This window comes from Cytobacillus sp. BC1816, assembly GCF_051353635.1.
Classification (GTDB): domain Bacteria; phylum Bacillota; class Bacilli; order Bacillales; family Cytobacillaceae; genus Cytobacillus; species Cytobacillus oceanisediminis_C.
On record NZ_CP195611.1, the window covers coordinates 2,005,123 to 2,031,225 of the forward strand.

The window sequence follows — 26,103 nt, forward strand, 5'->3', positions numbered from 1 at the left end:
ATTAAGTAGTTATACATAGAGGGGAGAATGGTCTTGATCATCCCAGTAAAGAATAATCCCATTTTACCAGTGACGATTAGAGTAAAAGACATAGAATCCATTGTTAGCTGGTTTGAACAGCATCAGCAATCCTTTTATGCAATTGGCTGGTCTTATCTTGGGAACCAGCGCAAGATTGAGGAGCTTTTTTATCGGGCCATTTTACAGGTGCATAAGGAGCTGCCAAGGTTTAAAAGCCGCACATTTTTCGAAATGTGGGTTTTATCCATTTTTATCCGTATCTGCCGGGAGCTTTCTCATAATAAAAGTTTACAAGCTTCGGAGGAAAGTGATTCCTATCAAGAGTTATTTCATGCACTCCATCAGTTAAAAGAGAAGGAAAGAGAAGTACTGGTTTTAACATACATAAAGGGTCTCACAAAGGACGAAACAGCACAGCTTCTCCAGGTTTCAGCCGAACAGGTTAAGGAGCTTTTATTCTCAGGACTCCAGTCACTCAGAAACGGAATGGGATATGGAGAGCACTATCACGGCTGTATCGAGTATCAAAAGATTTACATTGATTATCTGGAGAAAAACCTGGAACGGCCTGCAAAAATTGATTTTGAAAAGCATATCTATCATTGCCAGGACTGCCAGGAGGATTTAGCTGCCTTACAGGAAGTTATGGTGAGCTTTACTGAAGCCATTGAGAAATTCGGTGTACCCGAAGGTTTTATGGGAAATATCAAAGAAAGAGTTGCACAAAGGGAAAGTCTCATTCAGCAAAAGAAGAGTAAACGTAAAAGAAATGGGGTTATTGCGGCAAGTATATTCGTTTTAGCCATTTTAGCAGGGGGAATTACAGGTGTCTTTTCAAAACTTTATTACACCTGGACAGAGGAAAACCAGGAGCTGCGGGCCTTTCTGCAGGAGGATGTGGGTGAAAGGCTGAACCTGGAAGCAGAAAGTGATGGGGTGAAAATAAAGATTAAGAGTGCGATTGCTGATGATGTTCAGACCCTTATATTTTATGAAATAGAAGATACAAATGGAAACAATCAATTTTTGATAAATTATGATGATAGCGTTTATATTGAGGACAAACGAAAGATCATGAATGATTATACTCATCAAAGGTACTATCCTCCTGACTTTGAATCGGAGCTCAACAATAAGAAAAAGAACACTTATCATGGGAAGATTAGTCTGCCGCCGCTAAAAGAGGATAAAGGTACAATTAAGCTCAAAATTAATAATGTAATGAAAATAATACGTAAGACCTCTGATTCTTATATGAGTATGGAGCAGAAACCAGGAGAGTGGAACTTTGAAATTCCTTTAACAAAACAGCCTTCTACCGAGTATGCATTGGATGAAAATATAGAAATTGAGGGAGTTCCGGTTCGGCTGGATAAACTAATCCTTGCTCCGTCAGCGACAATTTTGCAATATGGCATTAATAATGAACAGTCAGCGAAGCGAATAGAAATGATTAATTTTAATGATCTTGAAGTTAACAATCAATTTTTGAAAGCTGATCAATATGGAAATTCTTATGTGCATAATCAGCCAGATATAAGTTGGAGTATTTTTCAGGCGAATTTTGAACCTCTTTTTGAAAAAGAAACAAATGAGGTTAAGGTTCAATTTGGCAGTGTGTATTTATCAATTGAAGATCATAAAACAATTAAACTTGATGCTTCCAAGGAATACCCTCAAACCTTTAAATATGCAGGCAGCACCATCTCCATTGATAAGGTGGAAATTGGTCAGCCGTCCACCGTTATCTTCAGCAATCATGAAATTAAGAATCGAGCGTATGAATCGCTTCATTACTTTATTGAGACTGAGCAAGGTGAAAATTCAATGGAGGGAGACTATGAAGGAGTGATTGTTGATAAAAATGGGAAAGAATATGATATGAATAAAGTCACACCAAAAATATACGAAGAAATGGAACAGCCCCGTCACTTCTTTACGGTTCAAAGCTTGAAGTTACATGGCGATAAAGTGATCCCTCAAAGTCTGAATATTACTGGATATAGCAAAACGAAATATTTGGATGATAAAGTGAGGATTTCGTTGGATTAGGTGTGGGGCAGAGGTCGATAACAGTGGTTCCAAGAAGATAAGGTTAATAGAGTTTTATGACTAACCCATACCATTGTGTTGTCTCATATATTCAATAGAGGTAGAGATTAAGACGGAGCTGATATTAAGAGATAAAGCAGGAACCCGATAAGGATTGCCTGCTTCTTTTCTTTTTTAGAATAAGGTAAAGGTGATAAATACCAATACTATTCTTAACCGCAGTTGAGTAATCATCTCCATTCCCTCAATATTAGCATAGTAGAATTGAATATTTTTCAAAAAAATACATATTAATGCCGTAAAGTGAACATGCTGTGCGGTTTTTTGTGTATCTTTTTAATTTCTTCAGGAGTAAAAGCATATTTAGGATGTGTTCCCGCATATTGTACTATTCGAGTGTTTCTTGCAGATAGTTTTTAAAGAAGCAGCAGGTCATAACAGAGGATTCCTGCTGTGTTTATTTAAATTTCGGAGGAGGAAAATTGGTTTTCTATCAGACTTAACTTTAATTACGCTTAACAAAGAGATGCAAGATTCACGGTATTACTCCTGAGATATAATATCTTTCGCTCAGGAACCAAAGAACAAAAATTAGCTCTAACTATCCAAAATAAAATAAATAAAATCCTTGATAGAAACTTTGATTAACAAGGTTATCTTATAAGTAGAGAGTTAAAAAATCTATGCAATATATTCATTTTTTTCATTATCATTGGCTTCTTGCTTAATATAGTATTTTCCTTTGGTTGCAACAGCTAATATAATTGTTATGATTGATGCGAGCAGAGCCGCAAAAAATGCTGCAGTACTTTGCAGGAATGTTCCCATAAGTCCTAGTGCAGCAACCGTTCCTAGGCTGGTTGCAATCAGTAGTGAGCCGACACCAACAGGATTCCATTTATATAAATTCTGTTGTCTGGCCTCATAATAGCCAGGCCCGATTCTTAAAATTTTCTTAATGTAAACAGCATCTGTAACTAAAATAGCCGCCCAGGATAATAGGAAAACTCCCTGGAAAGTCAGTACAGTTTCAAGATGATTCACAATATCTCCAAGCATCAGGATAATTGCGGATATTCCTGGAACCACTACCCAAAAGCGCCTGCCTGGTTTAAACTTAAAAACATTTTCGAAAAAGTTGGATAGTGACAATGAACCACTATAGATATTTGTCACATTAATTCTTATTTGAGTGATCATTGTAAATAGAGCTCCCCAGATACCAAGCAGCAGGACAATATATACTCCAGGATTTGGCTCTCCGAGTCGAACACCGAACCAAATTCCAATACCGCCCATCACACCAAAACAAAAAATCTGCGGAACAAATCCGATTGCGGATATTCCAATTTTTGTATCCTTTGGTTTCAAGAAACGAGCATAATCAGAAGTAAGCAGTGGTGTTAAACCCAGAATTCGTGCTGCATTCCAATACATAGCAATAAGGCGGTCCCTCCAATTTGACATTTTCTGGCATATAGGTCCAAAAACTCCTATCATAACTGGAAGGATTGAGAGCGCCACAACAATTGCAGCAATTAAAAAAATACCGAATAGAGGCAATAACCATTTTTGCAATTTGTCCAATTGCTTGATCCCAAACCAATTTAACGGAATGACAATCGTACCGAAGAAAAGAACTAAAGCCCATTTTGGGATAGCGGGAAGGAATTCGTGTACAGCTGCTACTAGAATTAACCCTTCAAGCGCAAAGTACATTATAAAATTAGTAGCATAAATAATAGAGGTTAATGATGCGCCAATATAGCCAAATCCACCGCCCCTTGATAATAAGTTCACATTCATTCCCGATTATGCAGATAAATAGGCAATGAATGTTCCAAGGATCCCGGCAACAAAAATGGCGTATAGAGCTGAAATGATGGCATTGATTGCACCAAATTTGGGAATAGAAGATAGCCGTTGTAATTCCAAATGTGATGTTAGTAGAACTTAACCAGCCCATGTTTCTTTTGTTAAGAGGTACTCTATCCAATGAGTAATCATCACTTAACTCTTCGTTTCGATTGTTACCTTTAGAGGTATCAAATCTCTACAGTATCAACTCCCTTTCGTGATGTTTTTCACAAGGATACTCTGCAAATAAGTTAATTCATTATTATTTTCCAATAATAATATAGTATCAATAATAATAAATTGTACTCAAACGTGACAATTCAACATATTCTGTTATATTTCACATTTATAGCACTTCTAGACGTCATAGACTGCTTTTATCTCAGAAAGGCTCCAAACCCGTATATAATTGGCATATTAGGTTAATGTACGTATTCTGCTATACTATTGTTTTGCATCTGGATTTAATGCAGGATTGAAAGAGCCAATCTTATAAGCAGGCAACAACGAAGAGGGTGACCCAAGAGATCGTCATATAACGATCTTTTGAGTCACCCTCTTTTATCAAGGATCGATAATTGCAGCTTAAACCTTTGGATTTTCATCCATAAAATTCCTTACTATTTCATCAAGTTTTTCAGGTTTTAAAAATGATGATATAGATTCATCAGTTTGAATGGTAAGAGCAGCACCAGCCAGTCCTAACTGGCAAGCACTAAACAACGATTCTTCGTTCATGAGTCCATTTATGACACATGAAGCAAAAGCTTCACCAGCCCCAGTGACATCAACAACATCCGTTTTGACAGGAGACAAATGCCCGGATTCCTCATCAGAGAAATAATAAATCCCCTGATCACCAAGCTTTATAATAACGTTTTCAACGCCACGCTTTCTAATTTTTTCACAGGCAATTTGGCAGTCGCTGATTGAGTCAATTTTTGTTTCAGCAAGGATTTCTGCTTCTTCCCGGTTAGGGAGCAGCAGTTCAACACCGTCAAGACGCAAAGGAAGTTTTTGTGCCTTGGCTGAAGACACAGGGTCAATATACAATGGAATGTTTACATCTCTGCAGCGTTTAATCACATAATTTATACATTCCTTAGGAAGATTCGTATCGAGAAAAACAGCTTGCGAGGCAGCAATATGGGACCATTTTTCCTCAAACATGGAAGTTGTTATTTTTTCGTAAATATTCATATCGGCCATAGAGACAATGCTTTCGCCATCAATATCTAACAAGGTTGTAAATGTCCCGGTCCGTTCTGCAGGCAGCACCCATACTTGACTAACATCAACCCCATGGCTTTTCGTTTCATTTAGGATCCAGTTGCCCTCTCTATCATTTCCCACACAAGCAATCAGAGAAGTGTTTACGCCCAGCCGACTTAAATTTTCGGCAAAATTACGTGCTACACCGCCGCAAGCCTCCGTTATTTTTACCGGATTTGATGAATACAGACGCACTTTATGATCTGTCCGTGCTTTCCGGTCTGTGTTGGCTCCTCCAATACAGACAATCTGCGATTCATCTCGCAGAATATAGCCGCGGCCTTTGATTTCACCCCGTCTCGTCAGGTTAGCAATATAATTAGCAACGGCAGGTCGTGATAAGCCTACTTTACTTGATAATTCTTGCTGTGAAATAAAAGGATTCATTTTTATGTAATCTAAAATTTGTTTCTCTTTATCCATGAAACAACCTCATTTCTCCTCAATCAATAGTTTGTAACTTATTAAATTAAGGACCCATTCTCACACATTTCACTTTCTTAAAAGTTTGATGAATGCATCTGCCAGACAACCATATTTGTACCTGGCAATACATAATAACCTGATTTTAAATGGACTGATCGGATTAATTAATCAATCCATTATAACCAAAAAATACATTGCAAAAAAGTCAATCTGTGATTTATATTGGAGATTATGATTTTTTTTGGAATTTTTAAAATCATAGTTAAAGTCCATTCAAAAACATGTATGAGGAGGAATATATCATGAGAATCTATCTGTATCCCCTGCTGGTAGTGATAGCGGCAAGCAGTTATGGTGTTGTTTCTACGATTATAAAACTAGCAATGAGGAGTGGTTTTTCGGTTTCAGAAGCAGTTACAAGTCAATTTTTTATTGGCTTTTGCCTCGCTTCAGGCATATTCTTGCTTTCAAACAGAAGAAAATTTAGCTTTAATGGAATAAAAATTCTTATTATTGCTGGCGTTTTAACTGGTTTAACAAATATTGTATATGGACATTCCTTGAACTATTTGCCAGCTTCTTTGGCAGTTGTCCTGCTGTTTCAATTTACATGGATAGGTATGTTAATCTCTTGTATTACAAAACGTCAATTTCCAAGTCGAATTGAATCACTCTCTTTAATCATATTGGTAGCAGGAACAATACCCGCAGCTGGTTTAATCGATGTTGATTTATCTCAGATACCATTTCAAGGGTGGTTATGGGGGTTAGCAGCAGCTCTTTGTTATTCACTATTTTTATTTGCCAATGGAAGGGCAAATGCATCTATGACAACTTCTAATCGGTTAGTATGGGTTTCCTTCTTTGCTTTTATGACAACTGCAGTATTTCAATCGCCGGAAATTATTTGGAATGGGACTTTGTTTAACGGAGGTCTTTGGCTTTATGGTTTAGCGTTGGGGTTATTTGGAATGATCATACCGGTTTTCCTGTTCACAATAGCCGTTCCTAAAGTTGGTTTAGGAACGTCATCGATATTGAGTGCGATTGAATTGCCTATTGCCGTAATGGTATCTGTTATTTTATTAAGTGAAACAGTTACTGCACTTCAAATAGTTGGGATCGTAACCATTATTCTAGGAATGGGGCTGCCAGTCCTGCTAAGCAGAAACGGATTAACAATTAATATGAAAAGTTTAAAAACAAAAAAGCTGCCTGCAGTGTTAAAGGATTTGAAAAAACATAGCAGTTGATGTTTACATTTTCAGTAATTCGAAAAAAATTTTTCGCCCGCCGTTTTCCCTTGAAAGAGCGGGCTTTCTTGCATGGGAAACAGCATCCGTGTTTTAACAAAGTCTTAAAAAAATGATAAAGTATGAGTTCTGTTTTTCACAGCACTATTGACAATTCAAAATGAAAGCGTATACTGAACATGTGTTTATCGAATAAACTTTTGTTTGGAGAGATTGAGAGAGAGGGGGGATACCATGACTATTGAAATGAGCGAAAATGAAAAATTAATCGCAGACTTGATCAGAGAAAATCCATTTATCTCTCAGCAGGAATTATCAGAAGCAGTTGGTTTATCCATGTCCTCCATTGCCAATATTATTTCCGGGTTAATCAAGAAGGAATATATATTAGGCAAAGCTTATGTGTTAAATGAAACAAATCCTATAATTTGTATTGGCGGAGCGAATGTTGATCGAAAATTTTATGCAAAACATGTGATCACTCATGAAACATCTAATCCAGTTAAATCTTCTACATCGGTAGGAGGAGTGGCAAGAAATATTGCGGAAAACCTGGGAAGGCTTGGTGAGGAAGTCATCTTATTATCAGCCAGAGGGAACGATTCAGAATGGAAAGAGATTTATGATTTATCATCTCCATTTATGAATCTGGAGCATGTTGCTGCCTTTGAACATTCGTCTACAGGTTCCTATACGGCAGTATTAGATAAAAATGGCGATCTATCAATCGCAGTAGCTGACATGGATATATATGAAAACATTACACCTGAGCTGCTGATCAAAAACAGCCATATACTCAGAAAAGCTAAATGTGTCATTGCTGATTTGAATTGCCCGAGTGAAACGATTGATTTTCTCTGTTCCTTTACTTCCAAACATCATATTCCATTAGCAATTATCCCAGTGTCAGTGCCTAAAATGAACAGGCTTCCAAAATCGTTGAATGCAGTGAGCTGGCTCATAGTAAACAAAGATGAAACCGAGACCTACATGAACATGATCATGAATGATAAGAAAGATTGGGAAGAAGCTGTTAAAAAGTGGTTGAAGCTTGGTGTGAAAAATGTGATTGTGACTAATGGATCTAAAGGTGTAATGGCGGGGGTTGAGAATGGAGAGATTTATTATTTCCCAGCTATCGAAACACCAAAGGTAGTTGATGTGACAGGTGCAGGAGATTCATTTTGTTCAGGAGTTATTTATTCCTGGCTGCAAAAGAAAGAATTGGACCACATTATCAAATCTGGTTTGGTCAATGCACATAAAACCATTATGTCAAAGTATACAGTTAGGCAAGAATTATCTCAAAAACAATTTATATTAGATATGGAGGAAATGTAAATGAAACAATATATTGAACTATCTGCAGAGGTACAGCAAGCAAAAACAGAAGGGAAAGCCATTGTAGCATTAGAATCTACGATTATTTCTCATGGTATGCCTTATCCACAAAACGTACAAATGGCTCGTGAAGTCGAACAAATTGTTCGTGACAACGGTGCCGTTCCAGCTACCATTGCGATCATTGATGGAAAAATTAAAATCGGTTTAACAGATGATGAATTAGAGTTATTTGGAAAAAGTTCGGGTGTTGCTAAAGTATCAAGGCGTGATCTAGCGCAAATTATTGCTACGAAACAACTAGGTGCAACGACTGTTGCAACAACCATGATTTGTGCCAATTTAGCTGATATAAAAATCTTTGTAACAGGTGGTATTGGCGGGGTTCATAAAGGTGCAGAAACGACTATGGATATTTCAGCTGACCTTGAAGAGTTAGCACAAACAGATGTGGCTGTCATTTGCGCAGGCGCTAAATCAATCCTTGATTTAGGTCTGACTCTTGAGTATTTAGAAACAAAAGGAGTTCCTGTCATTGGATATGAGACAGAAGTCCTGCCTGCTTTCTATACAAGAAAAAGTGAACATAAATTAAATTTCTCTACAGATTCAATCGAAGTGATTGCAGATACATTGAAAGTGAAATGGGAATTAGACCTTAAAGGCGGAGCGGTAATCGCAAATCCGATTCCTGAAGTACATGCGATGGATGAAGATTATATCAATGGAATTATCGATCAGGCAATCAAAGAAGCAGAAGAAAAACATATTGTTGGTAAAGATAGCACACCATTCTTGCTGGGTAAAATTAAAGAAATAACTGGCGGCAAAAGCCTTGATGCCAATATTGAATTAGTAAAACACAATGCTAAAGTAGGAACCCAAATTGCTGTTAGCTTCAATAACAAAACTAAATAATTTATAAATATATTCGCAGATAGGATAAATTTAACTTCTATAAAGTTAACTAATCAGACTATTGTTTACAATAATCGATAACAATCAAACTTTATAGAAGTTTTTTTTTGAAAATTTGAAAGCGTTGCCATATTAAGGGAGAGGCTGTACATGAATTTTATTTTCTTAATAACAGGAATTTTACTTGTTTTTGTGGTTGGATTTTTAGTTAGTAATGATAGAAAACAAATTAAGTATAAACGAATCCTTATCATGTTGGCCGTGCAAATAATATTAGTGTTCTTCATGATGAATACGAGTATAGGTCTTAATGTTCTTACCAAAGTGGGCGCTTTTTTTGAAAGTTTAATGAAGATTGCTGATGCAGGAATTCAATTTGTCTTTGGCGGCATGGTAAATGAAGGTGCAACAACGTTTTTCTTTGTGGCGTTACTGCCTCTTGTTTTCATGTCGGTATTAATAGGAATCCTTAATTACATTAAAGTGAATTCCATTCATTATCAAATATATAGGTTTAATTTTAAGTAAAATAACAGGAATGGGTAGATTAGAAAGCTATTTTGCTGTATCTACTGCTGCACTTGGACAACCTGAAGTGTTCTTGACGATAATTAAACAAATTCCCCTTTTATCCCAACAAAGACTTTACACCATTTGTACCTCAGCAATGAGTGCAGTCAGTATGGCAATGGTCGGGGCGTATATGACCATGTTAGAGCCAAAATATGTTGTAACCGCTGTCGTATTGAATATCTTTAGTGCACTTATCGTTGCGAATATTATTAACCCATATGATTTAGAAGAAAATGAGGATCTAATTCAAGTGGAAGAAAATGAAAGAGTTCCTTTCTTCCAAATGGTTGGGGATAGCGTCATGGACGGTTTTAAAATTGTGATCGTTGTCGCTGCTATGCTATTAGGATTTATTTCCTTAATGGAATTGGTTAATGTCATTTTCCTAGGCGTATTTGATGTTTCTTTCCAAACGGTTATCGGTTATATTTTTGCCCCAATCGCTTTCATAATAGGCATCCCTTGGGCAGAAGCTGTACAAGCAGGCGGAATTATGGCTACAAAGCTTGTAACAAATGAATTCGTTGCCATGTTGAGTTTTGGTGATATTGTATATGGTCTTTCTGATAAAACAGTTGCAATCGTATCTGTTTACTTGGTTAGTTTTGCTAATTTTGGAACAGTGGGTATTGTCGCTGGTTCAATTAAATCAATCAGTGAAAAACAAGGAAGTTATGTTGCCAAATATTCTTTGAAATTATTGTTAGGTGCAACATTAGCATCTGTCATTTCAGGGACAATAATGGGGATTGTAATGTAATAGTATAATAGAGGTGAATCGGAATGAGTCAAAGAAAAATTATTTTAGATTGTGATCCACGTCATGATGATGCCATTGCGATTATTTTAGCCGCTGCACGGCGAGAATTAGAAATTTTAGGAATTACAACAGTTTCTGGAAATGCCGAAATTGAAAAAACAACGGATAATGCGTTAAAAATTTGCGATTTAATTTCCTTACACGATGTCATTGTTTCTAAAGGAGCGAGTGAGCCGATTGTCCGCCTTCGAGAAAACGCGCCAGGCATCCATGGAGAGTCAGGCTTGGATGGCCCGGAGCTGCCAGAACCATCCCGCAGCTGGAGCGACGAACACGGGGTCGATACAATCATCAGGCTCGTAAAAGAATCAAAAGAACCGGTAACCCTTGTTCCGACAGGACCGCTTACCAATATTGGACTTGCTTTAACAAAAGCACCGGAAATTAAGGATAATATTGAAGAAATCGTCCTAATGGGCGGAGGAACCATTGGTAACTGGACGCCATCGGCTGAATTTAATATTTGGGCTGATCCAGAGGCAGCGAAAAAAGTTTTTGACAGCGGCCTGCCAATCGCTGTCATGGGCTTGGATATAACCCACCAGGCATTAGCAACAAAAGACGTGATCCATCAAGTGAACCAGATCGATAATAAAGTCGCTAAAATCGTCGGTGAATTATTAGTATTTTTTGCTTCCACCTATAAAGAAATGTTCGATTTCGATGGAGCACCAGTACACGACGTGTTGGCGGTAGCCTATCTTGTTGCCCCAGAACTGTTTAAGATGAAAGCTGTCAATATTGCCGTGGAGACAAAAGGCGAGTTCACTGCAGGAACAACATTAGTCGACCTGCATGGCGTCACGGGCAGGAAAATCAATGCCAAGTTCGGCATGGAGCTCGATGTCGAAGGTTTCTGGCAACTCATGATTGAAGCTCTAAAAAAATACTAATATCGAATATCGTAAGTGAGTTGGATGAAAAAAAGCTGGGTGCGGAAAAGTAAAAGTGAGGTGATTGTATGATTACCGTAATTGGAAGCATAAATATAGATTTAGTTGTTGAAACAAATCACGTACCTAAAAACGGAGAAACGACGTTAGGAACCTCTTTTTCAACATTTTTTGGCGGAAAAGGAGCAAATCAAGCAGTTTCGATAGCGAGATTAGGGAAGGAAGTTCAAATGATTGGTGCTTGTGGTGCTGATGATTATGGCAAGATGGCGTTGACTTCACTGAAAGAAGAAAGCATAAAAACAAATCATGTGTTTTTATTGCCTGATGAAACAACAGGTATTGCTACAATCATCGTATCTAATGCTGATAATAGAATTATTGTCGTTCCTGGGGCAAATAATTCATTGACTTCCAAAGAAATAGAACTTGTTAAAAAAGAAATTATGAAGAGTGAAATGGTGGTCATGCAGTTGGAAATACCATCAAACACAGTTCATACAGCATTGAAAATATGTAAGGAACAAAATATTCCTGTGGTATTGAATCCAGCACCGGTCAATCATTTTCAACATGAATTTATTGATTTGGCAACTTATATAACACCAAATGAATCTGAATGTAGGAGTATTTTTGGTGAAAATATTGAACAATCATTAGAAAGGTATCCTAATAAATTAATTGTCACTTTAGGTGAAAAAGGTGCCCGTTTTTATAATGGTAAAAAGCATGTATTCATTAAAGGTTTTCAAACGAATCCTGTTGATACAACAGGTGCTGGTGATACTTTTAATGGAAGCTTGGCTGTTGCATTAACAGAAGGAAAAAATATAGAAGAAGCAGTAAGATTTGCAAATGCAAGTGCTTCTATAGCAGTTGAGAAAAAAGGGGCTCAAAGTGGCATGCCTTCTTTAGATGGAGTTATAAATAGGTTGAACTTAAAAATATAACAATTTAAAAAAGTTTATTCATAAAATCCTCCCATTCAAATATGGGAGGATTAATGGGTAGAAGTACGCATGGCCATTTAGAGGTGTTTGAATTTGAAGCCGATTATATTTGATGTTGATACTGGGATTGATGATGCGTTGGCGATCGATGTCTTACACATTAAACTCACCAACCCCCTGCCAAATAGAAAGTAGAATAATTAAATTTCTTTTCCTAAACCAAACACCATCGACACTACCAATTCCTCCCGAATCTTCGTAATATGACCCTCCATCAATTCCTTCGCTCTGTCTCCATTTCCAGAAGCAATAGCCAGATAAATTTCCTTATGTTCTTCCATCGTATCCTCGTAACGGGACGGGTCCTTAAAGCGATGGCTCTGTGTAGCCTTAATCGTATCTTTCATATGCCCCCTAAGGGTATGTATCAATTCAATGAAAATCGAATTATGGGTGGCCTCGGCAATTCCAATGTGAAAGTCAAGGTCAGCTTTTAACCCTAACTCAGGGTCTTGTTTGGACAGAGCCATATGATTCAGAGCTATACGCAGCTTCTCCAGGTCTGCTGAAGTGGCTCTTTTGGCTGCAAGGAAGGCTGATTCAACTTCCAGTGCACGCCTGAGCTCCAGCATTTCATAAACTAGCGGATTTTCTGCTTTGACAGCTGTGATGATTTCTTCTTTTCTTGAGATGACCTCAGAGACTTTAACGTAGCTTCCGCCTCCCTGGCGGATATCGATGAGCCCGTTCAGTTCCATGGTTCTCAGGGCTTCTCTGATGGTTGTCCGGCTGACATTGAACTGGCCTGCCAATTCTCTTTCTGAAGGCAGCCTTTCACCCGGTTTGAGATTACCTCCTAAATAGCGTTCTATAATTTTATCTACTAAAACAAGATAGGTCTTTTTTTTCTCCGACATTCCCCGTAACCTCTTTTCAGAATAGGCCTCATTCACTTTTCTAAATGTAACAGACCTAAAATCTATTAATCAATACTGAAAAAATAATTAAATTAATAATTGAATTTTTCTGATAAGTTAGTATAATTGACTTAACTTGTTGGACCAATTATAGCATTGGTTTGACCAAATTTTCAGCAGAAGAAAGAAGGAATATAGGATGGAAACAGCTAGTATGAGCCTCGTGCATGCTTTAAAGGAGGTTCTTTCTGAGCAGCAGGTAACAGAAAATCAGACAGTAAGAGAATTGCATGGAAGGGATGAATCATACCACAAGGAGAGCCTTCCCGATATTGTGGTTTTTCCTGAAACAGCCCAGCAGGTTAGTGAAGTTGTAAAGCTGGCAAACCAATATAAAGTTCCAATCGTTCCTTTTGGTCTGGGGTCCAGTCTCGAGGGGCACGTCATACCTTACGAACATGGAATTACGGTTGATTTTTCCTTAATGAATAAAATCCTCGAAGTGCGTGAAAATGATTTCCTTGTCCGGGTACAGCCTGGTGTGACCCGCACGCAGCTTAACAAGGAATTAAAAAAATATGGACTGTTTTTCTCTGTGGATCCGGGAGCGGATGCTACGCTTGGAGGAATGGCGGCAACTAATGCCAGCGGAACAACATCGGTGAAATATGGAGTCATGCGTGATCAGGTGCGTGATTTGGAAGTGGTTCTGGCTGATGGGGCGATCATACATACAGGAAATTTAGCTGCTAAATCCTCTTCGGGATACCATTTGAATGGCTTATTCGTTGGTTCAGAGGGGACGCTTGGCTGCTTTACGGAATTGACATTAAGAGTATATGGAATTCCGGAGCATGTGATGGCGGCAAGAGCCTCATTTCCATCCTTGAACGATGCGGTTGAAGCGGTTGTATCCATATTACAGGCAGGTGTTCCAATTGCCAGGGTAGAGCTTGTTGATGAACCATCCATGAAGCAGGTGAACCTGTTCAGTGAAACAAACTATAACGAAAGTCCAACACTCTTTTTGGAATTTCACGGCAATGAAGCCGGTTTGAAGCAGGATATCGCGTTCACAAGAGAAATAGTCGAAGACCATCACTGTCTTGATATTGAATTTGAAACCGATAATGCCGCAAGAAATCGTTTGTGGGAGGCCCGGCATAACCTTGCTTATGCTTATATCCACGGCCATCCCGGAAAGAAAATGATGGTGACGGATGTATGCCTTCCGATTTCAGAACTTTCTGGCGCTATAAGCCATGCAAGGGAAGCGGTAGATTCTTTGGGACTTCCTGGAGGCATCGTCGGTCATGTGGGGGATGGAAATTATCATACACTTCTAATGATTGATATGAGCAACCCGGAAGAGGTGGCTAAGGCTGAAAAGTTCAATGAACAAATTGTCCTTTATTCCCTGGAACGCGGCGGAACATGCACGGGTGAACATGGTGTAGGGGTAGGGAAGCAGAAATATCAGCAAAAAGAACATGGCCAGGCTCTTCAGGTGATGGAAAAAATCAAACAGGCTCTGGATCCAGATAACCTTTTTAATCCCAATAAAATCTTAAAGACAAAAGAAGGAGCGTGATGATATGAAGGTATTAGAAGCGGTCAGTACCATTGCAGGAAAATATTTTGCTGTGTGGGTTATCTTAACATCGGTTATTGCCTTTATGTTTCCAGACCCATTTTTGGGGTTAGGAGGCTATATTACCATCCTTCTCGGCGTCGTCATGTTTGGAATGGGACTTACACTGAAGGCAGTCGATTTTAAAATCATCTTTACCAAACCACTGCCTGTGTTAATCGGAGTTTGTGCACAGTTCATCATCATGCCGCTGGTCGCTTTCGTCATTGCGAAACTGTTGAATTTGCCGGCAGAATTGGCAGCAGGACTAGTTTTGCTTGGCTGCGTACCTGGGGGAACGGCTTCTAACGTTATGGTGTATCTGGCAAAGGGAAATGTACCGTTATCCATCGCTATGACTTCCGTCTCAACTCTATTGGCGCCGATCATGACACCGCTGATTCTCCTTTTGCTTGCCGGCCAATGGATGCCGGTTGATGCTGTAGCCATGTTTAAATCCATTGTCCAAGTGATCATTGTTCCGATTGTTCTGGGTTTGGCCATTAAGAAATTCTTCCCTGTGGGAGTAGAAAAAAGTTTAGCTGTATTACCGCTTATTTCGGTAGCTGCTATTATCACGATTGTGGCTGCAGTCGTTTCAGGCAATTCAGCAACCATTGCGGCTTCTGGGCTTCTGATTTTTACAGCCGTTATGCTCCACAATGGATTCGGACTCCTGCTTGGCTATTTTGCAGGAAAAGTACTTGGTCAGGATGAAGTAAACCGAAGAGCGATTGCTATTGAAGTTGGAATGCAGAACTCCGGTTTAGGTGTTGCACTTGCAACTGCACACTTTGGTCCATTGGCAGCACTTCCAAGTGTGCTGGCAGCTGCCTGGCATAACATTTCAGGGCCAATTCTTGCAACTTATTGGTCGAAGAAACCTGCTGTAAAAAGTGAAGTAAAAACGGCAGTTAAGCCAGTTGAAGTGAAGCTGTAGATATGTATTTAGGTGTCTGGACCTTAAAAGAGGGCAGGCACCTTTTTTGTACCTCTCGAAAACAATCTAAATAGTCTTATAAGCTATTGACATCGTTTACAAATAATACTAGAATTTTGACATAACAAGTTAACTATGGTGGAGAAACGGAGAACCCATGCTTTTTGGCACTTTCATTCCTGGAAGTGTTATTAAAGTATGGGTTTTGTTTTTTTAGCAGTTAATATTGTTGTCAAATCTATCTTAGGGGGAACCTGAATGTTCAAACTGTTTAAGCCTGCTCCCCCAATTGAAAGATTGCCTGAAGAACAAATTGATTCTGAGTATAAAAAACTTAGATTTCAAGTATTTCTGGGAATTTTCATTGGTTATGCAGCGTATTATTTAATCCGGAAAAACTTTTCACTGGCCATGCCGTACTTTATTGAAGAAGGTTTTTCCAAAACTGAACTTGGCTTTGCACTATCTGCTATTTCTATTTCCTATGGCATCAGTAAATTTGTCATGGGGACCTTTTCAGACCGGAGTAATCCAAGGATGTTCTTGCCTGCAGGGTTAATTCTTTCTGCTATTCTTTCTTTATTAATGGGGTTTATACCTTTCTTTACTTCATCTGTTGCTATTATGTTTATTATGCTTTTCTTAAATGGCTGGTTCCAGGGTATGGGCTGGCCGCCATCTGGCCGTGTTCTTGTACACTGGTTCAGCATCAATGAAAGAGGAAACAAAACAGCCGTTTGGAATGTAGCCCATAATGTCGGCGGGGGGCTAATGGCACCTCTTGCCGTGGCGGGTGCAGCGATGTTCGCAGGTATAGCAGGAAGCTCTTCTTCAGGCTATGAAGGTGTATTTATATTACCTGCACTTGTAGCCATTATTGTTGCATTCATTGCCTACTTCCTCATTCGTGATACTCCTCAATCGGTTGGGCTGCCATCCATTGAAGAATATCGCAATGATTATCCAAGTAAAACCAAGAAAACCTTTGAAACAGAATTAACAACAAAAGAAATTCTTTTCAAGTATGTGTTAAATAATAAATGGGTTTGGGCCATTGCTATTGCCAACATTTTCGTTTATTTCGTCCGATATGGTGTACTGGACTGGGCACCAACTTATTTGAGCGAAGAAAAAGGCTTCGATATGAGCAAGTCCAGCGTAGCCTATTTTCTATATGAGTGGGCGGGTATACCGGGAACACTATTATGCGGCTGGATCTCAGATAAATTTTTCAAAGGGCGCCGCGGTCCTGCAGGATTTGTGTTTATGCTGGGAGTATTGATCGCTGTTCTTGTTTACTGGTTTAATCCGGCAGGAAATCCAACGATCGACATGATTTGTTTGATTGCGATCGGTTTTCTTATTTATGGACCGGTAATGTTAATCGGCCTTCAAGCACTTGATTTTGTTCCTAAAAAGGCAGCCGGAACTGCAGCAGGATTAACTGGATTGTTTGGTTACCTCGGAGGTACTGTAACAGCTAATGCGTTAATGGGTGTCATTGTAGATGCATCTGGATGGGATGCAGGATTTATGCTATTAACAGCATCTTGTGTCCTTGCAGCCATAATCTTCGCTGTAACGTGGAATGTCCGTGGTCAAGAAGTAGTTAAAAACCAACATTAAGATAAAAAAGAAAGTGTCTAATGATTAGGCACTTTCTTTTTTTTACTCAAATCTGCGGTAAAAGGTAAATGAATGAGGGAATAGGAATCTTTTTCTTAAAAGAAATCCTCTTTGTAAAATTATCTTGACTTACAGAAAATAATGGAATATATTTTAATTAACAATTAACAAAATGTTAATTAAAAAAGAGGTGAACCAATTTGAATAATCAATTTATTACCCCAGACGGTTATACAAGTGATATTGCCGTTTTTACAATCACATCTGAACAAGTTGGAGAGTATAAACCTCCAAAAAAAGAGCTGAAAATCATGCTGATTAAAAGAAGTGAGCTGGACCATGAAGGAAATTCGAACATGGAAGCAGGGAAGTGGGCACTCCCGGGAGGATTTGTCCGTCCCGAAGAGACAGCTTTTCAGGCGGCGGAACGAAGGTTAGCGGAGGAAACCGGAGTGGAAGGATTGAAAATAAAGCATTTTGGTGTCTATGATTCTCCCGGGCGGGATCTGCGGGGATGGATTATTTCTAATGCACATTATGTCACTGCAAATGAAGCGGCATTAAGCAGCCGGAAAAAGACTTATGATGCTTCTGAAATTGGGCTGTTTACTCTTGAAGAAGCACTTGAACTTGATCTTGCATTCGATCATCGGACCATTATGGATGATGCACTCTGGTTTATTAAAAAAGATATGGCGCTCACAACACTTGCTAAGCATTTTCTTCCTGAGGAATTTGTGCTTTCTGAACTTCAGGGCGTCTTATTGACAGTTTTGGATGATCCTTCGATCTCGACTGATGCTGCCTTTTTCAGAAAAGCACCGACACTGCCTTTTATTGAAGCGGTATTGGAAGAAGGAAAGCCTAAGAAATCGAACCGATATTCCAAGACGCCGGCTCAGCTTTATCGATTTAATGACTTCCAGCCGATTGTGTCCGTGTATAGAAATAAGCTGCAAGGTTGAAAGGAAATCATATAAGGGGAGAGATTCACATGGGGATTTTTAAGAACTGGACGCGGTTTGAAATGATATGGCTGATCACTTTTACATTGGTTAACATTTATCTTTTCTTTGCCTGGTCGGATTCACTGCTTGGCCTGATATCATCCATAAGCGGCATGTTATGTGTGGTGCTGGTGGCAAAGGGGAAGATTGCAAACTATTACTTTGGCATCGTGCAGACCTTAACTTATGCTTATATTGCTTACGGTTATGGGCTTTATGGTGAAGCCATGCTTAATGCCCTGTTTTATTTTCCGGTGCAATTTATCGGTATTTATCTGTGGAGACAGCATAAAACAAATCGGGATGTTAGAGGGGAAGATGTGAAAGTTAAAAGTCTGACAAAAAAGGGCTGGCTTTATACATTAGTATCCATTGTCGTCCTTACAATTGGATACGGGTTTTTCCTTAGATATTTAGAGGGCAATTTTGTCTGGACGGATTCAGCTACAAATGTCCTTTCAATAACAGCGCAAATATTAATGCTAAAGAGATTTGCTGAGCAATGGCTCTTGTGGATTTCGGTTAATGTATTATCGATTATTCTTTGGGCGGGTGCTCTCATCACACAGGGCGGCAATGACTTTTCGATGCTAGTCATGTGGACTGCTTTCCTGGTCAACAGCATTTATGGTTATATCAACTGGCGGAAATTATATGTGAAACAGAATAAGGAGGCGGTTTAAATGACAGTCGGGTTTATTGGGGGCAAGTTTCTCCCGCTGCATCTTGGCCACGTCTATGCCATCGTGCAGGCCTCATCCATCGTTGACGAACTGTACGTTGTTCTGTCCCATAGCGAAATGCGTGACAGGCAATTGTGCCAGCATTCTAAAATGGATTATATTCTGCCTCATATCCGTTTGCGCTGGCTGAGTCAATTAACAAAAGATATGCCGCATGTGAAGGTCATTTCCATTAAAGACGATCAGGGGAATGAAGATTACAATTGGGCTGAAGGTGCCAGGGAAATTAAAAAGGCAATTGGAAAGCGCATTGATTATGTATTTAGTTCAGAGTATGAGTATAGCGATATCTTTAATGAACTTTATCCTGATGCGAAACACGAATTGATTGATCCAAATCGGGGACATGTGAATATATCGGCAACAGCGATCCGTAATGAAGGCGTCTTTCATCATTGGGGGTACATTCCTGACTTTGTTAAACCTTATTTTGTAAAAAAGGTTGTTGTCGTGGGAACTGAAAGCTGCGGGAAATCTACCCTGACAAGAAATCTTGCTAAAGTCTATAATACTTCCTATGTTGAGGAATATGGCCGAATTGTATGCGAAGAACTAGGCGGCTGTGAAGGTATAATAGTTAAGGAAGATTACCACAAAATTGCTTATGGCCATAAGCTTGAAGAAATTAAAGCGATTGAAAGAGCGAACAGGGTTGTTTTTATCGACACAGAGGCAATTGTGACTCAATTTTACTCAAATCTATACAACAATGAGCATCAAACAGTGCTGGATGAAATAGCGAGCCTCCAGGATTATGACCTGTGGCTATACCTTGAACCTGATGTGAAATGGGTAGATGATGGACTTCGTGTTCATGGAGAGCACGAGGTAAGGCTCCAAAACAACGATGCTCTAAAAACACTGCTGAACAATCATAAGGTTGATTACAAAACTCTGAGCGGAGATTATAAGGAACGGCTTCTTAGTGCAATAGGGCATATTGAAGAGCTGCTAAAATTTTAAATAAGTGATTGACAAAAAAGATAATATTATTTATCCTTTTAAAAAACCTAATGAAATACTTTCATTCGTATAACTCCAATAATATGGTTTGGAGGTCTCTACCAGGAACCAATAATTCCTGATTACGAAGAAGATACATGTGCTGTATTTTCTTCGTAATCAGGAATTTTTTTTTGTAAAAAAATCTAGGAGGTCCAGCTATGAATTTTGTTATTATGCCTAAAATTGAACTTCACTGTCATTTGGACGGGAGTGTCAGGCCAGAAACCATCATAGATATCGCGAAGAGAGAGGGCATCAGCCTGCCTTCTTTTGATAAAGAAAAAATCAAAGAAGAACTAATTGCCCCGTTGGATTGCGAATCCTTGGATGAATATTTAAAAAGATTCTCCATTCCTAACTTAGTCATGCAGTCAAAGAAAAATTTAAAAAGAATTTCCTTTGAGCTCTTTGAAGATGCAGCAAAGGAAAATGTGAAATACATGGAGGTACGCTTTGCCCCATTACTTCATACGCGAAAGGGATTATCCGTAGCAGCAATCATCCAAAGTGTGATTGAAGGGATGAGAGAAGCAGAAGAGGAATTTGACATTAAAGGAAATATCATTTTGTCATGCATGCGAACTATGAGTGTGGAAAGTGCATTTGAGGTCGTCGAAAAAGGAAAGGCATTTCTGGGAAAAGGGGTTGTTGCCATCGATTTATGTGCATCCGAAGAGGAAGGCTTCTGCGGAAAATTCATTGAACCGATCGCGCTGGCCAGAGAATATGGATACAAAGTCACCATCCACGCCGGTGAAACGGGAATCGGTAAAAATGTGCTGGAGGCCGTTGAATGGCTAGGAGCTGAAAGAATTGGACACGGTGTATTTATTAAAGACTGTGAAGAGGCATACCAAATTGTGAAGGAAAAACAAGTGGTACTTGAGATGTGCCCAACCAGTAATGTTCAAACCAAAGCTGTTAACCAATTCAGCGATCATCCAATTTACGACTTCCATAAGGATGGCATAAAAGTAACAGTTAATACGGACAACAGAACGGTATCAGATACAACGATGGCAAAGGAATGTGATATAGTCTCAAATGAATTTGCTATGAGTGCTGAGGATTATAAACATATATATATGAATAGTGTGGATGCTTCTTTTGCGGATGAAAAGATAAAAGGAATACTGAGGAAATATCTGCTGGACATTTAAAGTTAATATTGCCTAATAAAAGAGAAAAACAACTTGTGCAATTAAAGGTGCCTGACTCACGCCGTGATAATTTGTTGGACATGAATGAATATCGGGGCAGGCACCTTTAAAGCTTGTCTGATCTTTTTGTTTTTCTGACCTGTTCATCTAACATACCTTTGTTTTTATTGTTTAACTGTCCATCTGCTTTTGGCAAATTTAGATTAAGGAATAGAAGTGAAGTATAAAAAATAAAAATCAAACTTAATTATTTACAGAATAATGTGTATCATTAAACTGGAAAGAAGATTGTATCGCTATTATTAAAGGAGTGCTTGTTCATGTTTAGGGTGGGGGTCGTCGGTCCACAATCCTCAGTAGAAAGAATCATACATATCGCACAAGGTTTAAAGCTAGATGTAATTTATTTAACGTATCCGTATAAAGAAGTGCGGGAAACTGAAGAGATAATAAAAAATAATAATAACAATGTTGATTTATGGATTTTTTCAGGGAAAATTTCTTATACCATTGCATGTGAAGTGGCAGGAAATACTGAAAAACAAATTTATATCGACCACACTGAAGCTGGAATTTTCAAAGGGCTTTTGGAGTTCGCATACAAAACGGGTTCTTTTTTAGATCAATTTAGCATAGATGAGATTTCAAAAAGTCATTTAGAGACTGCTTTTAACCAACTCAATATTAAACCCGAAAAGATTTATGTGAAAACTTTTTCCGAAAAAACATCGACAGAAGAATTAATAGGTTTCCACAGACATTTATGGGAAAATGGTGAGACAAAGGGAGCAATCACTTGCTTTGAAGAAGTATATTTACAACTAAAAGAAATGAGTATTCCTGCATTCCGAATTTCAACAAGTGATATTGAAATCCGCCATACATTAAACATACTTTCTGAAAAAATAAAGACTTTTTACTTTATGGAGTCCCAAGTTGCTGTTCAGCTATTTGAAATGGGACATTTGGAAAATCACTTCAAAAGTTCAAAACAAACATATCAGCTCCAGTATATGGAATTGAAATTAAAAGAGATTTTAATAAACCTAAGTGAACACTTGAATGGATCACTAATTGAAAAAGGGCTGGGCCGCTATTTAATATTTAGTTCTCGCGGTGATAGTGAACGGGAAATAGGAAAGATTGAAGAGACAGTAAACAAATTGATATTGGAGTCTGGGTTAAAGGTGGGGGTAGGCATAGGATTCGGCGAAACTATATTTTCAGCGGAACTGAATGCAAACAATGCACTAAAACAATCCAAAGAGAGATTTGGTTCTATTATTATTGTTCACGAAAATGGTGAAGTCGTTGAAGTAGATAGTGAAAACATAGAAAAGATTGATTTCCCATTTTTTAATGATAAAAACTTTATGACTAAACTTAAAAACGAGAAAATCAATGTTAAACATTATATCGAACTATTTGCTTTAATAAGGAATGCAGGAATAAAGGAATTCACAGTCAAAGAGATTTCAATTCAACTATCTAAGGATGAAAGAAATACAAGACGTTTCATAGAAAGTTTATGTGATGCGGGTTTAGCTGAATATACCGGGGTGGAAGAATACCCGGCGAGGGGAAGACCGAGACGAGTCTACAAACTGACAAACTCGCCAAATAAAATTGTTTAAGACTGTTGGGAATAATCACCTCAACAGTCTTTTTATATTGGAACTGAAAAATTATCTAAAAATTTTAAATTGTTATTGCGTTTAATAGAAGCGTTAAATATAATTTAATTTAGGGTAATTATTAAACATTTACCCTTATGTAAAAGGATGTATAAAAAAAGCGCGACATTACTTAGTTTAAGGGGAGATTTTGTTTATGGATCACATGGGTCTGGTGTCTTTAATACCACCGATTATTGCTGTAATTCTTGCAATACTTACAAAGAATGTTATCGTATCCCTGTTCTCCGGAGTGTATATTGGAGTCCTGATTCTTGTGGGAGGCCGTCCTTTCGAAGCGACAATGGAAGTAATCGGAAATTTTATATTTCCGCAAGTAGCGGATAGTTACAATGCAGCAGTCTTAGTTTTATTATTTTTCATTGGCGGGTTTGTAGCACTTATGGAGAAGTCGGGTGGAGGGGCAGCACTTGCTTCAGGTGCCCTAAAGTACATTAACACACGAGCAAAAGCGCAAATCTCTGCGTGGTTTGGAGGAATTATAATTTTCTTTTCCGATTTGGGAACACCACTAATCGTTGGACCAGTTTTTGAAAAGATTTTCGATAAAGCCAAAATCTCAAGGGAGAAGCTTGCATGGATCATCGATTCAACGTCATCTCCCGTCGCAGTATTGATCCCATTCATCGGATGGGGCGTATATATAATGGGGCTTATAAAAAAAGAATTTGAATTGCTGAACATAAACACATCTGAATTCAGTACGCTTATTCAAGTCATTCCATTTCAGTTTTATGCACTATTGACCGTTTCAATGGTGCCTCTAGTGGCGTTGACAAAATTGGACTTTGGACCGATGGCAAAGGCGGAAAATAGAGTGCAGCAAACAGGCAATCTGTATTGGCCTGAGTCGAGACCTCTTAGAAAACCAGAAGGTGTGGAGGAGATTACAAAAAATGGACATGCCGTATTAATTTGGCTGCCGCTATTGGTATTATTCATCACCCTTTTTGGATTGTTGATTTCATTCGGCTTCCCGTTTGAGCCGGTACCAGGAAATGAATTCAGGGTCTCTTTAAGTGCTGCGTACCTATTTGCGGCGTTATCGATTGTCGTCTTAATGATTATGTATAAAGTGAAAAAGTTCGGCGAGATTATTGATATTTATACAACTGGAATGCAGAAAATGGTTTACGTTGCAGTTACACTTGTCCTTGCTTGGTCGCTTGGGAAAGTAATTAATGAAATGGGGACTGCAGGGTTTATAGTTGAGGCGATGAAAGGAAATGTTCCATCGTTCATCATACCTGCAATCTTATTCTTAGTCGGAGCGGGGATGTCTCTTGCATCCGGGACGTCATGGGGGACATTTGCGATTATGCTCCCAATAGCTATTCCCATGGCTGTAGGTCTGGATGCGCATTTGTTAGTTTGTATAGGAGCTGTTTTGTCAGGTGGTATCTTCGGAGATCACTGTTCACCAATTTCCGATACGACGATCTTATCGTCAACAGGGGCAGGCGCGGATCATATCGATCACGTAAAAACGCAGTTTCCATATGCACTCATTAATGGATCGATTGCATTAATCGGATTTGTCGTTGCCGGGATCACAGGAAGTGCATTCACTTTAATCTTGACGATAGTACTGCTTATAGCAGCTGTTTTTGTATTATCCAAAATACACACAAGAAAGCATAGTGAAAGGGTTGAATTATAAGTGAAACTTTGGGGCGGACGATTCACTAAACGTGAAGATGAAATCATGGAGAAATTCAATACATCATTACCTGTTGATAATAGGCTGTATCATGAGGATATAACGGGAAGCATTGCCCACGTAAAAATGCTTGTAAAATGTAAATTACTTACAGAGTCTGAAGGTGATTTACTTATTAATGGGCTGGAATCGGTCAGAAGCGATATAGAGTCTGGTGCATTGAAAGTGGAAGGCGAATATGAAGATATCCATTCTTTTGTTGAAATGAATCTGACAAAGAGAATTGGTGACATAGGAAAGAAACTTCATACTGCAAGAAGCAGGAATGACCAAGTGGCGATTGACATGAGACTTTATGCAAAAAATAAAGCCGGAGAAGTGGTGACTGTCCTTCAGCAACTTATCAATTCGTTAAATGAGAAAGCAGCAAATAATAACGTCATTATGCCTGGATACACACATTTGCAAAGGGCACAGGTCATAACATTTGGCCATCATTTGGGTGCATACGTACAAATGTTTAGCCGTGACAAAAAGAGAATCCAGAATGCCATTGACATTTTGGATGAAAACCCGCTTGGATGTGGTGCATTGGCAGGTACAACACACAACATCGACCGTCAAATAACCACAGACCTTTTGGGGTTCGCTAAACCGGTAGACAATTTTTTAGACGGGGTAAGCGATCGGGATTACTTACTAGAACTCATGTCAAGTTTTTCAATTATAATGATGCACTTAAGCCGCTTAAGTGAAGAACTCATTCTCTGGAGCAGCCAGGAATTCAAATTTATCGAAATGGATGATGCCTATTCAACGGGAAGCAGCATCATGCCTCAAAAGAAAAACCCGGATGGAGCTGAACTTATTAGAGGCAAGACAGGCAGAGTATATGGTTCTCTCTTTTCGTTGCTTACGACACTGAAAGGATTGCCGCTCACATACAACAAAGACATGCAGGAAGATAAAGAACAGTTTTTTGATGCAGTCGATACTGTGATAGACTGCATTGAAATTATGTCAAAAATGATTGATACGCTCCTGGTAAAGGAAGAAAACATGAAAGCTGCCATTAAAGCAGGTTTCTTGAACGCAACCGAAGTTGCAGATTATTTAGTGAGCAAAGGGACTGCATTTAGAGATGCTCACGAAATCGTCGGCAAGCTCATTATCTATTGTGAAGAGCAAAAGATGGCGATTGAAGACTTAACGGTCGAAGAGCTAGCACAGTTTAGCAGCAGCATAACAGACGATATTTACGAATACATTGACTATGAGAACATATTAACCAAAGGGAACAAAAAACTTATCAAACAGATTTTGGGAAAAAATTAAACAAACAGGA

The 26,103-nt window shown here is 38.7% G+C and carries 20 protein-coding genes, 1 pseudogene and 1 riboswitch; of the genes and pseudogenes, 17 read left to right on the plus strand and 4 right to left on the minus strand.

Annotated features, from left to right (window positions below; translation table 11 throughout):
• Positions 1–27 precede the first annotated feature (27 nt).
• Positions 28–2,073 (plus strand): sigma-70 family RNA polymerase sigma factor, encoded by a 2,046-nt coding sequence (locus tag ACR42H_RS10480; RefSeq protein ID WP_436375964.1) that lies wholly within the window; start codon positions 28–30, stop codon positions 2,071–2,073.
• A 681-nt stretch (positions 2,074–2,754) separates the two neighbouring features.
• On the opposite strand, the gene ACR42H_RS10485 is transcribed toward ACR42H_RS10480, so the two are convergent.
• The 3 genes from ACR42H_RS10485 to ACR42H_RS10495 form a co-directional block, all read right to left on the minus strand.
• Complete coding sequence (locus ACR42H_RS10485; RefSeq protein ID WP_436375966.1) at positions 2,755–3,879, minus strand: purine-cytosine permease family protein; 1,125 nt, start codon at positions 3,877–3,879, stop codon at positions 2,755–2,757.
• A 6-nt stretch (positions 3,880–3,885) separates the two neighbouring features.
• Positions 3,886–4,008, minus strand: a complete 123-nt coding sequence (locus ACR42H_RS10490; RefSeq protein WP_436375968.1) for a hypothetical protein — start codon at positions 4,006–4,008, stop codon at positions 3,886–3,888.
• Positions 4,009–4,515: 507 nt separating this feature from the next.
• The gene (locus tag ACR42H_RS10495; RefSeq protein ID WP_436375970.1) at positions 4,516–5,625 is read right to left on the minus strand and encodes a carbohydrate kinase; all 1,110 of its coding nucleotides are present in this window, start codon (positions 5,623–5,625) and stop codon (positions 4,516–4,518) included.
• 311 nt (positions 5,626–5,936) lie between these two features.
• Between ACR42H_RS10495 and ACR42H_RS10500 the strand changes: the two genes are divergently transcribed.
• From ACR42H_RS10500 to rbsK, 6 genes and pseudogenes are all read left to right on the plus strand, one after another.
• On the plus strand, positions 5,937–6,881 hold the full coding sequence (locus ACR42H_RS10500; RefSeq protein WP_436376892.1) for an EamA family transporter: 945 nt from the start codon (positions 5,937–5,939) through the stop codon (positions 6,879–6,881).
• A 246-nt stretch (positions 6,882–7,127) separates the two neighbouring features.
• A complete protein-coding gene (locus ACR42H_RS10505; RefSeq protein ID WP_166672479.1) occupies positions 7,128–8,222 on the plus strand; it encodes a carbohydrate kinase in 1,095 nt (364 codons plus the stop codon).
• On the plus strand, positions 8,223–9,140 hold the full coding sequence (locus ACR42H_RS10510; RefSeq protein ID WP_113882084.1) for a pseudouridine-5'-phosphate glycosidase: 918 nt from the start codon (positions 8,223–8,225) through the stop codon (positions 9,138–9,140). It begins immediately after the preceding gene.
• A gap of 150 nt (positions 9,141–9,290) precedes the next feature.
• A pseudogene (locus ACR42H_RS10515) lies at positions 9,291–10,473 on the plus strand (NupC/NupG family nucleoside CNT transporter).
• Between the two features lie 23 nt (positions 10,474–10,496).
• Positions 10,497–11,426, plus strand: a complete 930-nt coding sequence (locus ACR42H_RS10520; RefSeq protein WP_436375973.1) for a nucleoside hydrolase — start codon at positions 10,497–10,499, stop codon at positions 11,424–11,426.
• A gap of 68 nt (positions 11,427–11,494) precedes the next feature.
• Positions 11,495–12,376, plus strand: coding sequence for a ribokinase (gene rbsK / locus ACR42H_RS10525; protein WP_436375975.1), 882 nt, complete (start codon positions 11,495–11,497; stop codon positions 12,374–12,376).
• A gap of 200 nt (positions 12,377–12,576) precedes the next feature.
• Here the strand turns inward: rbsK and ACR42H_RS10530 are convergent, their stop codons facing one another.
• Positions 12,577–13,293 (minus strand): FadR/GntR family transcriptional regulator, encoded by a 717-nt coding sequence (locus ACR42H_RS10530; RefSeq protein WP_113882088.1) that lies wholly within the window; start codon positions 13,291–13,293, stop codon positions 12,577–12,579.
• Positions 13,294–13,492: 199 nt separating this feature from the next.
• Here ACR42H_RS10530 and ACR42H_RS10535 point away from each other — a divergent pair, with 199 nt between their 5' ends.
• The 10 genes from ACR42H_RS10535 (at position 13,493) to argH (ending at position 26,093) form a co-directional block, all read left to right on the plus strand.
• Positions 13,493–14,884 carry an FAD-binding oxidoreductase gene (locus tag ACR42H_RS10535; RefSeq protein WP_113882089.1) on the plus strand — a complete coding sequence of 464 codons (1,392 nt, stop codon included), beginning with the start codon at positions 13,493–13,495 and terminating at the stop codon, positions 14,882–14,884.
• 4 nt (positions 14,885–14,888) lie between these two features.
• Positions 14,889–15,863 carry a bile acid:sodium symporter family protein gene (locus tag ACR42H_RS10540; RefSeq protein ID WP_113882090.1) on the plus strand — a complete coding sequence of 325 codons (975 nt, stop codon included), beginning with the start codon at positions 14,889–14,891 and terminating at the stop codon, positions 15,861–15,863.
• Between the two features lie 258 nt (positions 15,864–16,121).
• Complete coding sequence (glpT, locus tag ACR42H_RS10545) at positions 16,122–17,489, plus strand: glycerol-3-phosphate transporter (protein ID WP_436375979.1); 1,368 nt, start codon at positions 16,122–16,124, stop codon at positions 17,487–17,489.
• Between the two features lie 200 nt (positions 17,490–17,689).
• On the plus strand, positions 17,690–18,454 hold the full coding sequence (locus ACR42H_RS10550; RefSeq protein WP_436375982.1) for an NUDIX domain-containing protein: 765 nt from the start codon (positions 17,690–17,692) through the stop codon (positions 18,452–18,454).
• 29 nt (positions 18,455–18,483) lie between these two features.
• Positions 18,484–19,179, plus strand: a complete 696-nt coding sequence (pnuC, locus tag ACR42H_RS10555; RefSeq protein WP_436375984.1) for a nicotinamide riboside transporter PnuC — start codon at positions 18,484–18,486, stop codon at positions 19,177–19,179.
• The gene (nadR, locus tag ACR42H_RS10560; protein WP_436375986.1) at positions 19,180–20,202 is read left to right on the plus strand and encodes a multifunctional transcriptional regulator/nicotinamide-nucleotide adenylyltransferase/ribosylnicotinamide kinase NadR; all 1,023 of its coding nucleotides are present in this window, start codon (positions 19,180–19,182) and stop codon (positions 20,200–20,202) included.
• 45 nt (positions 20,203–20,247) lie between these two features.
• Positions 20,248–20,347, plus strand: a riboswitch (purine riboswitch).
• Positions 20,348–20,402: 55 nt separating this feature from the next.
• The gene (gene add / locus ACR42H_RS10565) at positions 20,403–21,404 is read left to right on the plus strand and encodes an adenosine deaminase (RefSeq protein ID WP_436375989.1); all 1,002 of its coding nucleotides are present in this window, start codon (positions 20,403–20,405) and stop codon (positions 21,402–21,404) included.
• Positions 21,405–21,724: 320 nt separating this feature from the next.
• Complete coding sequence (locus tag ACR42H_RS10570; protein ID WP_436375990.1) at positions 21,725–23,038, plus strand: hypothetical protein; 1,314 nt, start codon at positions 21,725–21,727, stop codon at positions 23,036–23,038.
• 196 nt (positions 23,039–23,234) lie between these two features.
• Complete coding sequence (locus ACR42H_RS10575; RefSeq protein WP_436375993.1) at positions 23,235–24,758, plus strand: Na+/H+ antiporter NhaC family protein; 1,524 nt, start codon at positions 23,235–23,237, stop codon at positions 24,756–24,758.
• Positions 24,759–26,093, plus strand: coding sequence for an argininosuccinate lyase (gene argH / locus ACR42H_RS10580; RefSeq protein WP_436375995.1), 1,335 nt, complete (start codon positions 24,759–24,761; stop codon positions 26,091–26,093).
• Positions 26,094–26,103 lie beyond the last annotated feature (10 nt).

Excerpts from the sequence above, each read along its gene's own strand:
- ACR42H_RS10480 (WP_436375964.1), top strand. The coding sequence starts at position 28 with ATGGTCTTGATCATCCCAGTAAAGAATAATCCCATTTTACCAGTGACG.
- add (WP_436375989.1), top strand. The coding sequence starts at position 20,403 with ATGAATTTTGTTATTATGCCTAAAATTGAACTTCACTGTCATTTGGAC.
- ACR42H_RS10575 (WP_436375993.1), top strand. The coding sequence starts at position 23,235 with ATGGATCACATGGGTCTGGTGTCTTTAATACCACCGATTATTGCTGTA.
- nadR (WP_436375986.1), top strand. The coding sequence starts at position 19,180 with ATGACAGTCGGGTTTATTGGGGGCAAGTTTCTCCCGCTGCATCTTGGC.
- ACR42H_RS10530 (WP_113882088.1), bottom strand. The coding sequence starts at position 13,293 with ATGTCGGAGAAAAAAAAGACCTATCTTGTTTTAGTAGATAAAATTATA.
- ACR42H_RS10540 (WP_113882090.1), top strand. The coding sequence starts at position 14,889 with ATGAAGGTATTAGAAGCGGTCAGTACCATTGCAGGAAAATATTTTGCT.
- glpT (WP_436375979.1), top strand. The coding sequence starts at position 16,122 with ATGTTCAAACTGTTTAAGCCTGCTCCCCCAATTGAAAGATTGCCTGAA.
- ACR42H_RS10505 (WP_166672479.1), top strand. The coding sequence starts at position 7,128 with ATGAGCGAAAATGAAAAATTAATCGCAGACTTGATCAGAGAAAATCCA.
- rbsK (WP_436375975.1), top strand. The coding sequence starts at position 11,495 with ATGATTACCGTAATTGGAAGCATAAATATAGATTTAGTTGTTGAAACA.
- pnuC (WP_436375984.1), top strand. The coding sequence starts at position 18,484 with ATGGGGATTTTTAAGAACTGGACGCGGTTTGAAATGATATGGCTGATC.
- ACR42H_RS10570 (WP_436375990.1), top strand. The coding sequence starts at position 21,725 with ATGTTTAGGGTGGGGGTCGTCGGTCCACAATCCTCAGTAGAAAGAATC.
- ACR42H_RS10485 (WP_436375966.1), bottom strand. The coding sequence starts at position 3,879 with ATGAATGTGAACTTATTATCAAGGGGCGGTGGATTTGGCTATATTGGC.
- ACR42H_RS10510 (WP_113882084.1), top strand. The coding sequence starts at position 8,223 with ATGAAACAATATATTGAACTATCTGCAGAGGTACAGCAAGCAAAAACA.
- ACR42H_RS10535 (WP_113882089.1), top strand. The coding sequence starts at position 13,493 with ATGGAAACAGCTAGTATGAGCCTCGTGCATGCTTTAAAGGAGGTTCTT.
- ACR42H_RS10495 (WP_436375970.1), bottom strand. The coding sequence starts at position 5,625 with ATGGATAAAGAGAAACAAATTTTAGATTACATAAAAATGAATCCTTTT.
- ACR42H_RS10520 (WP_436375973.1), top strand. The coding sequence starts at position 10,497 with ATGAGTCAAAGAAAAATTATTTTAGATTGTGATCCACGTCATGATGAT.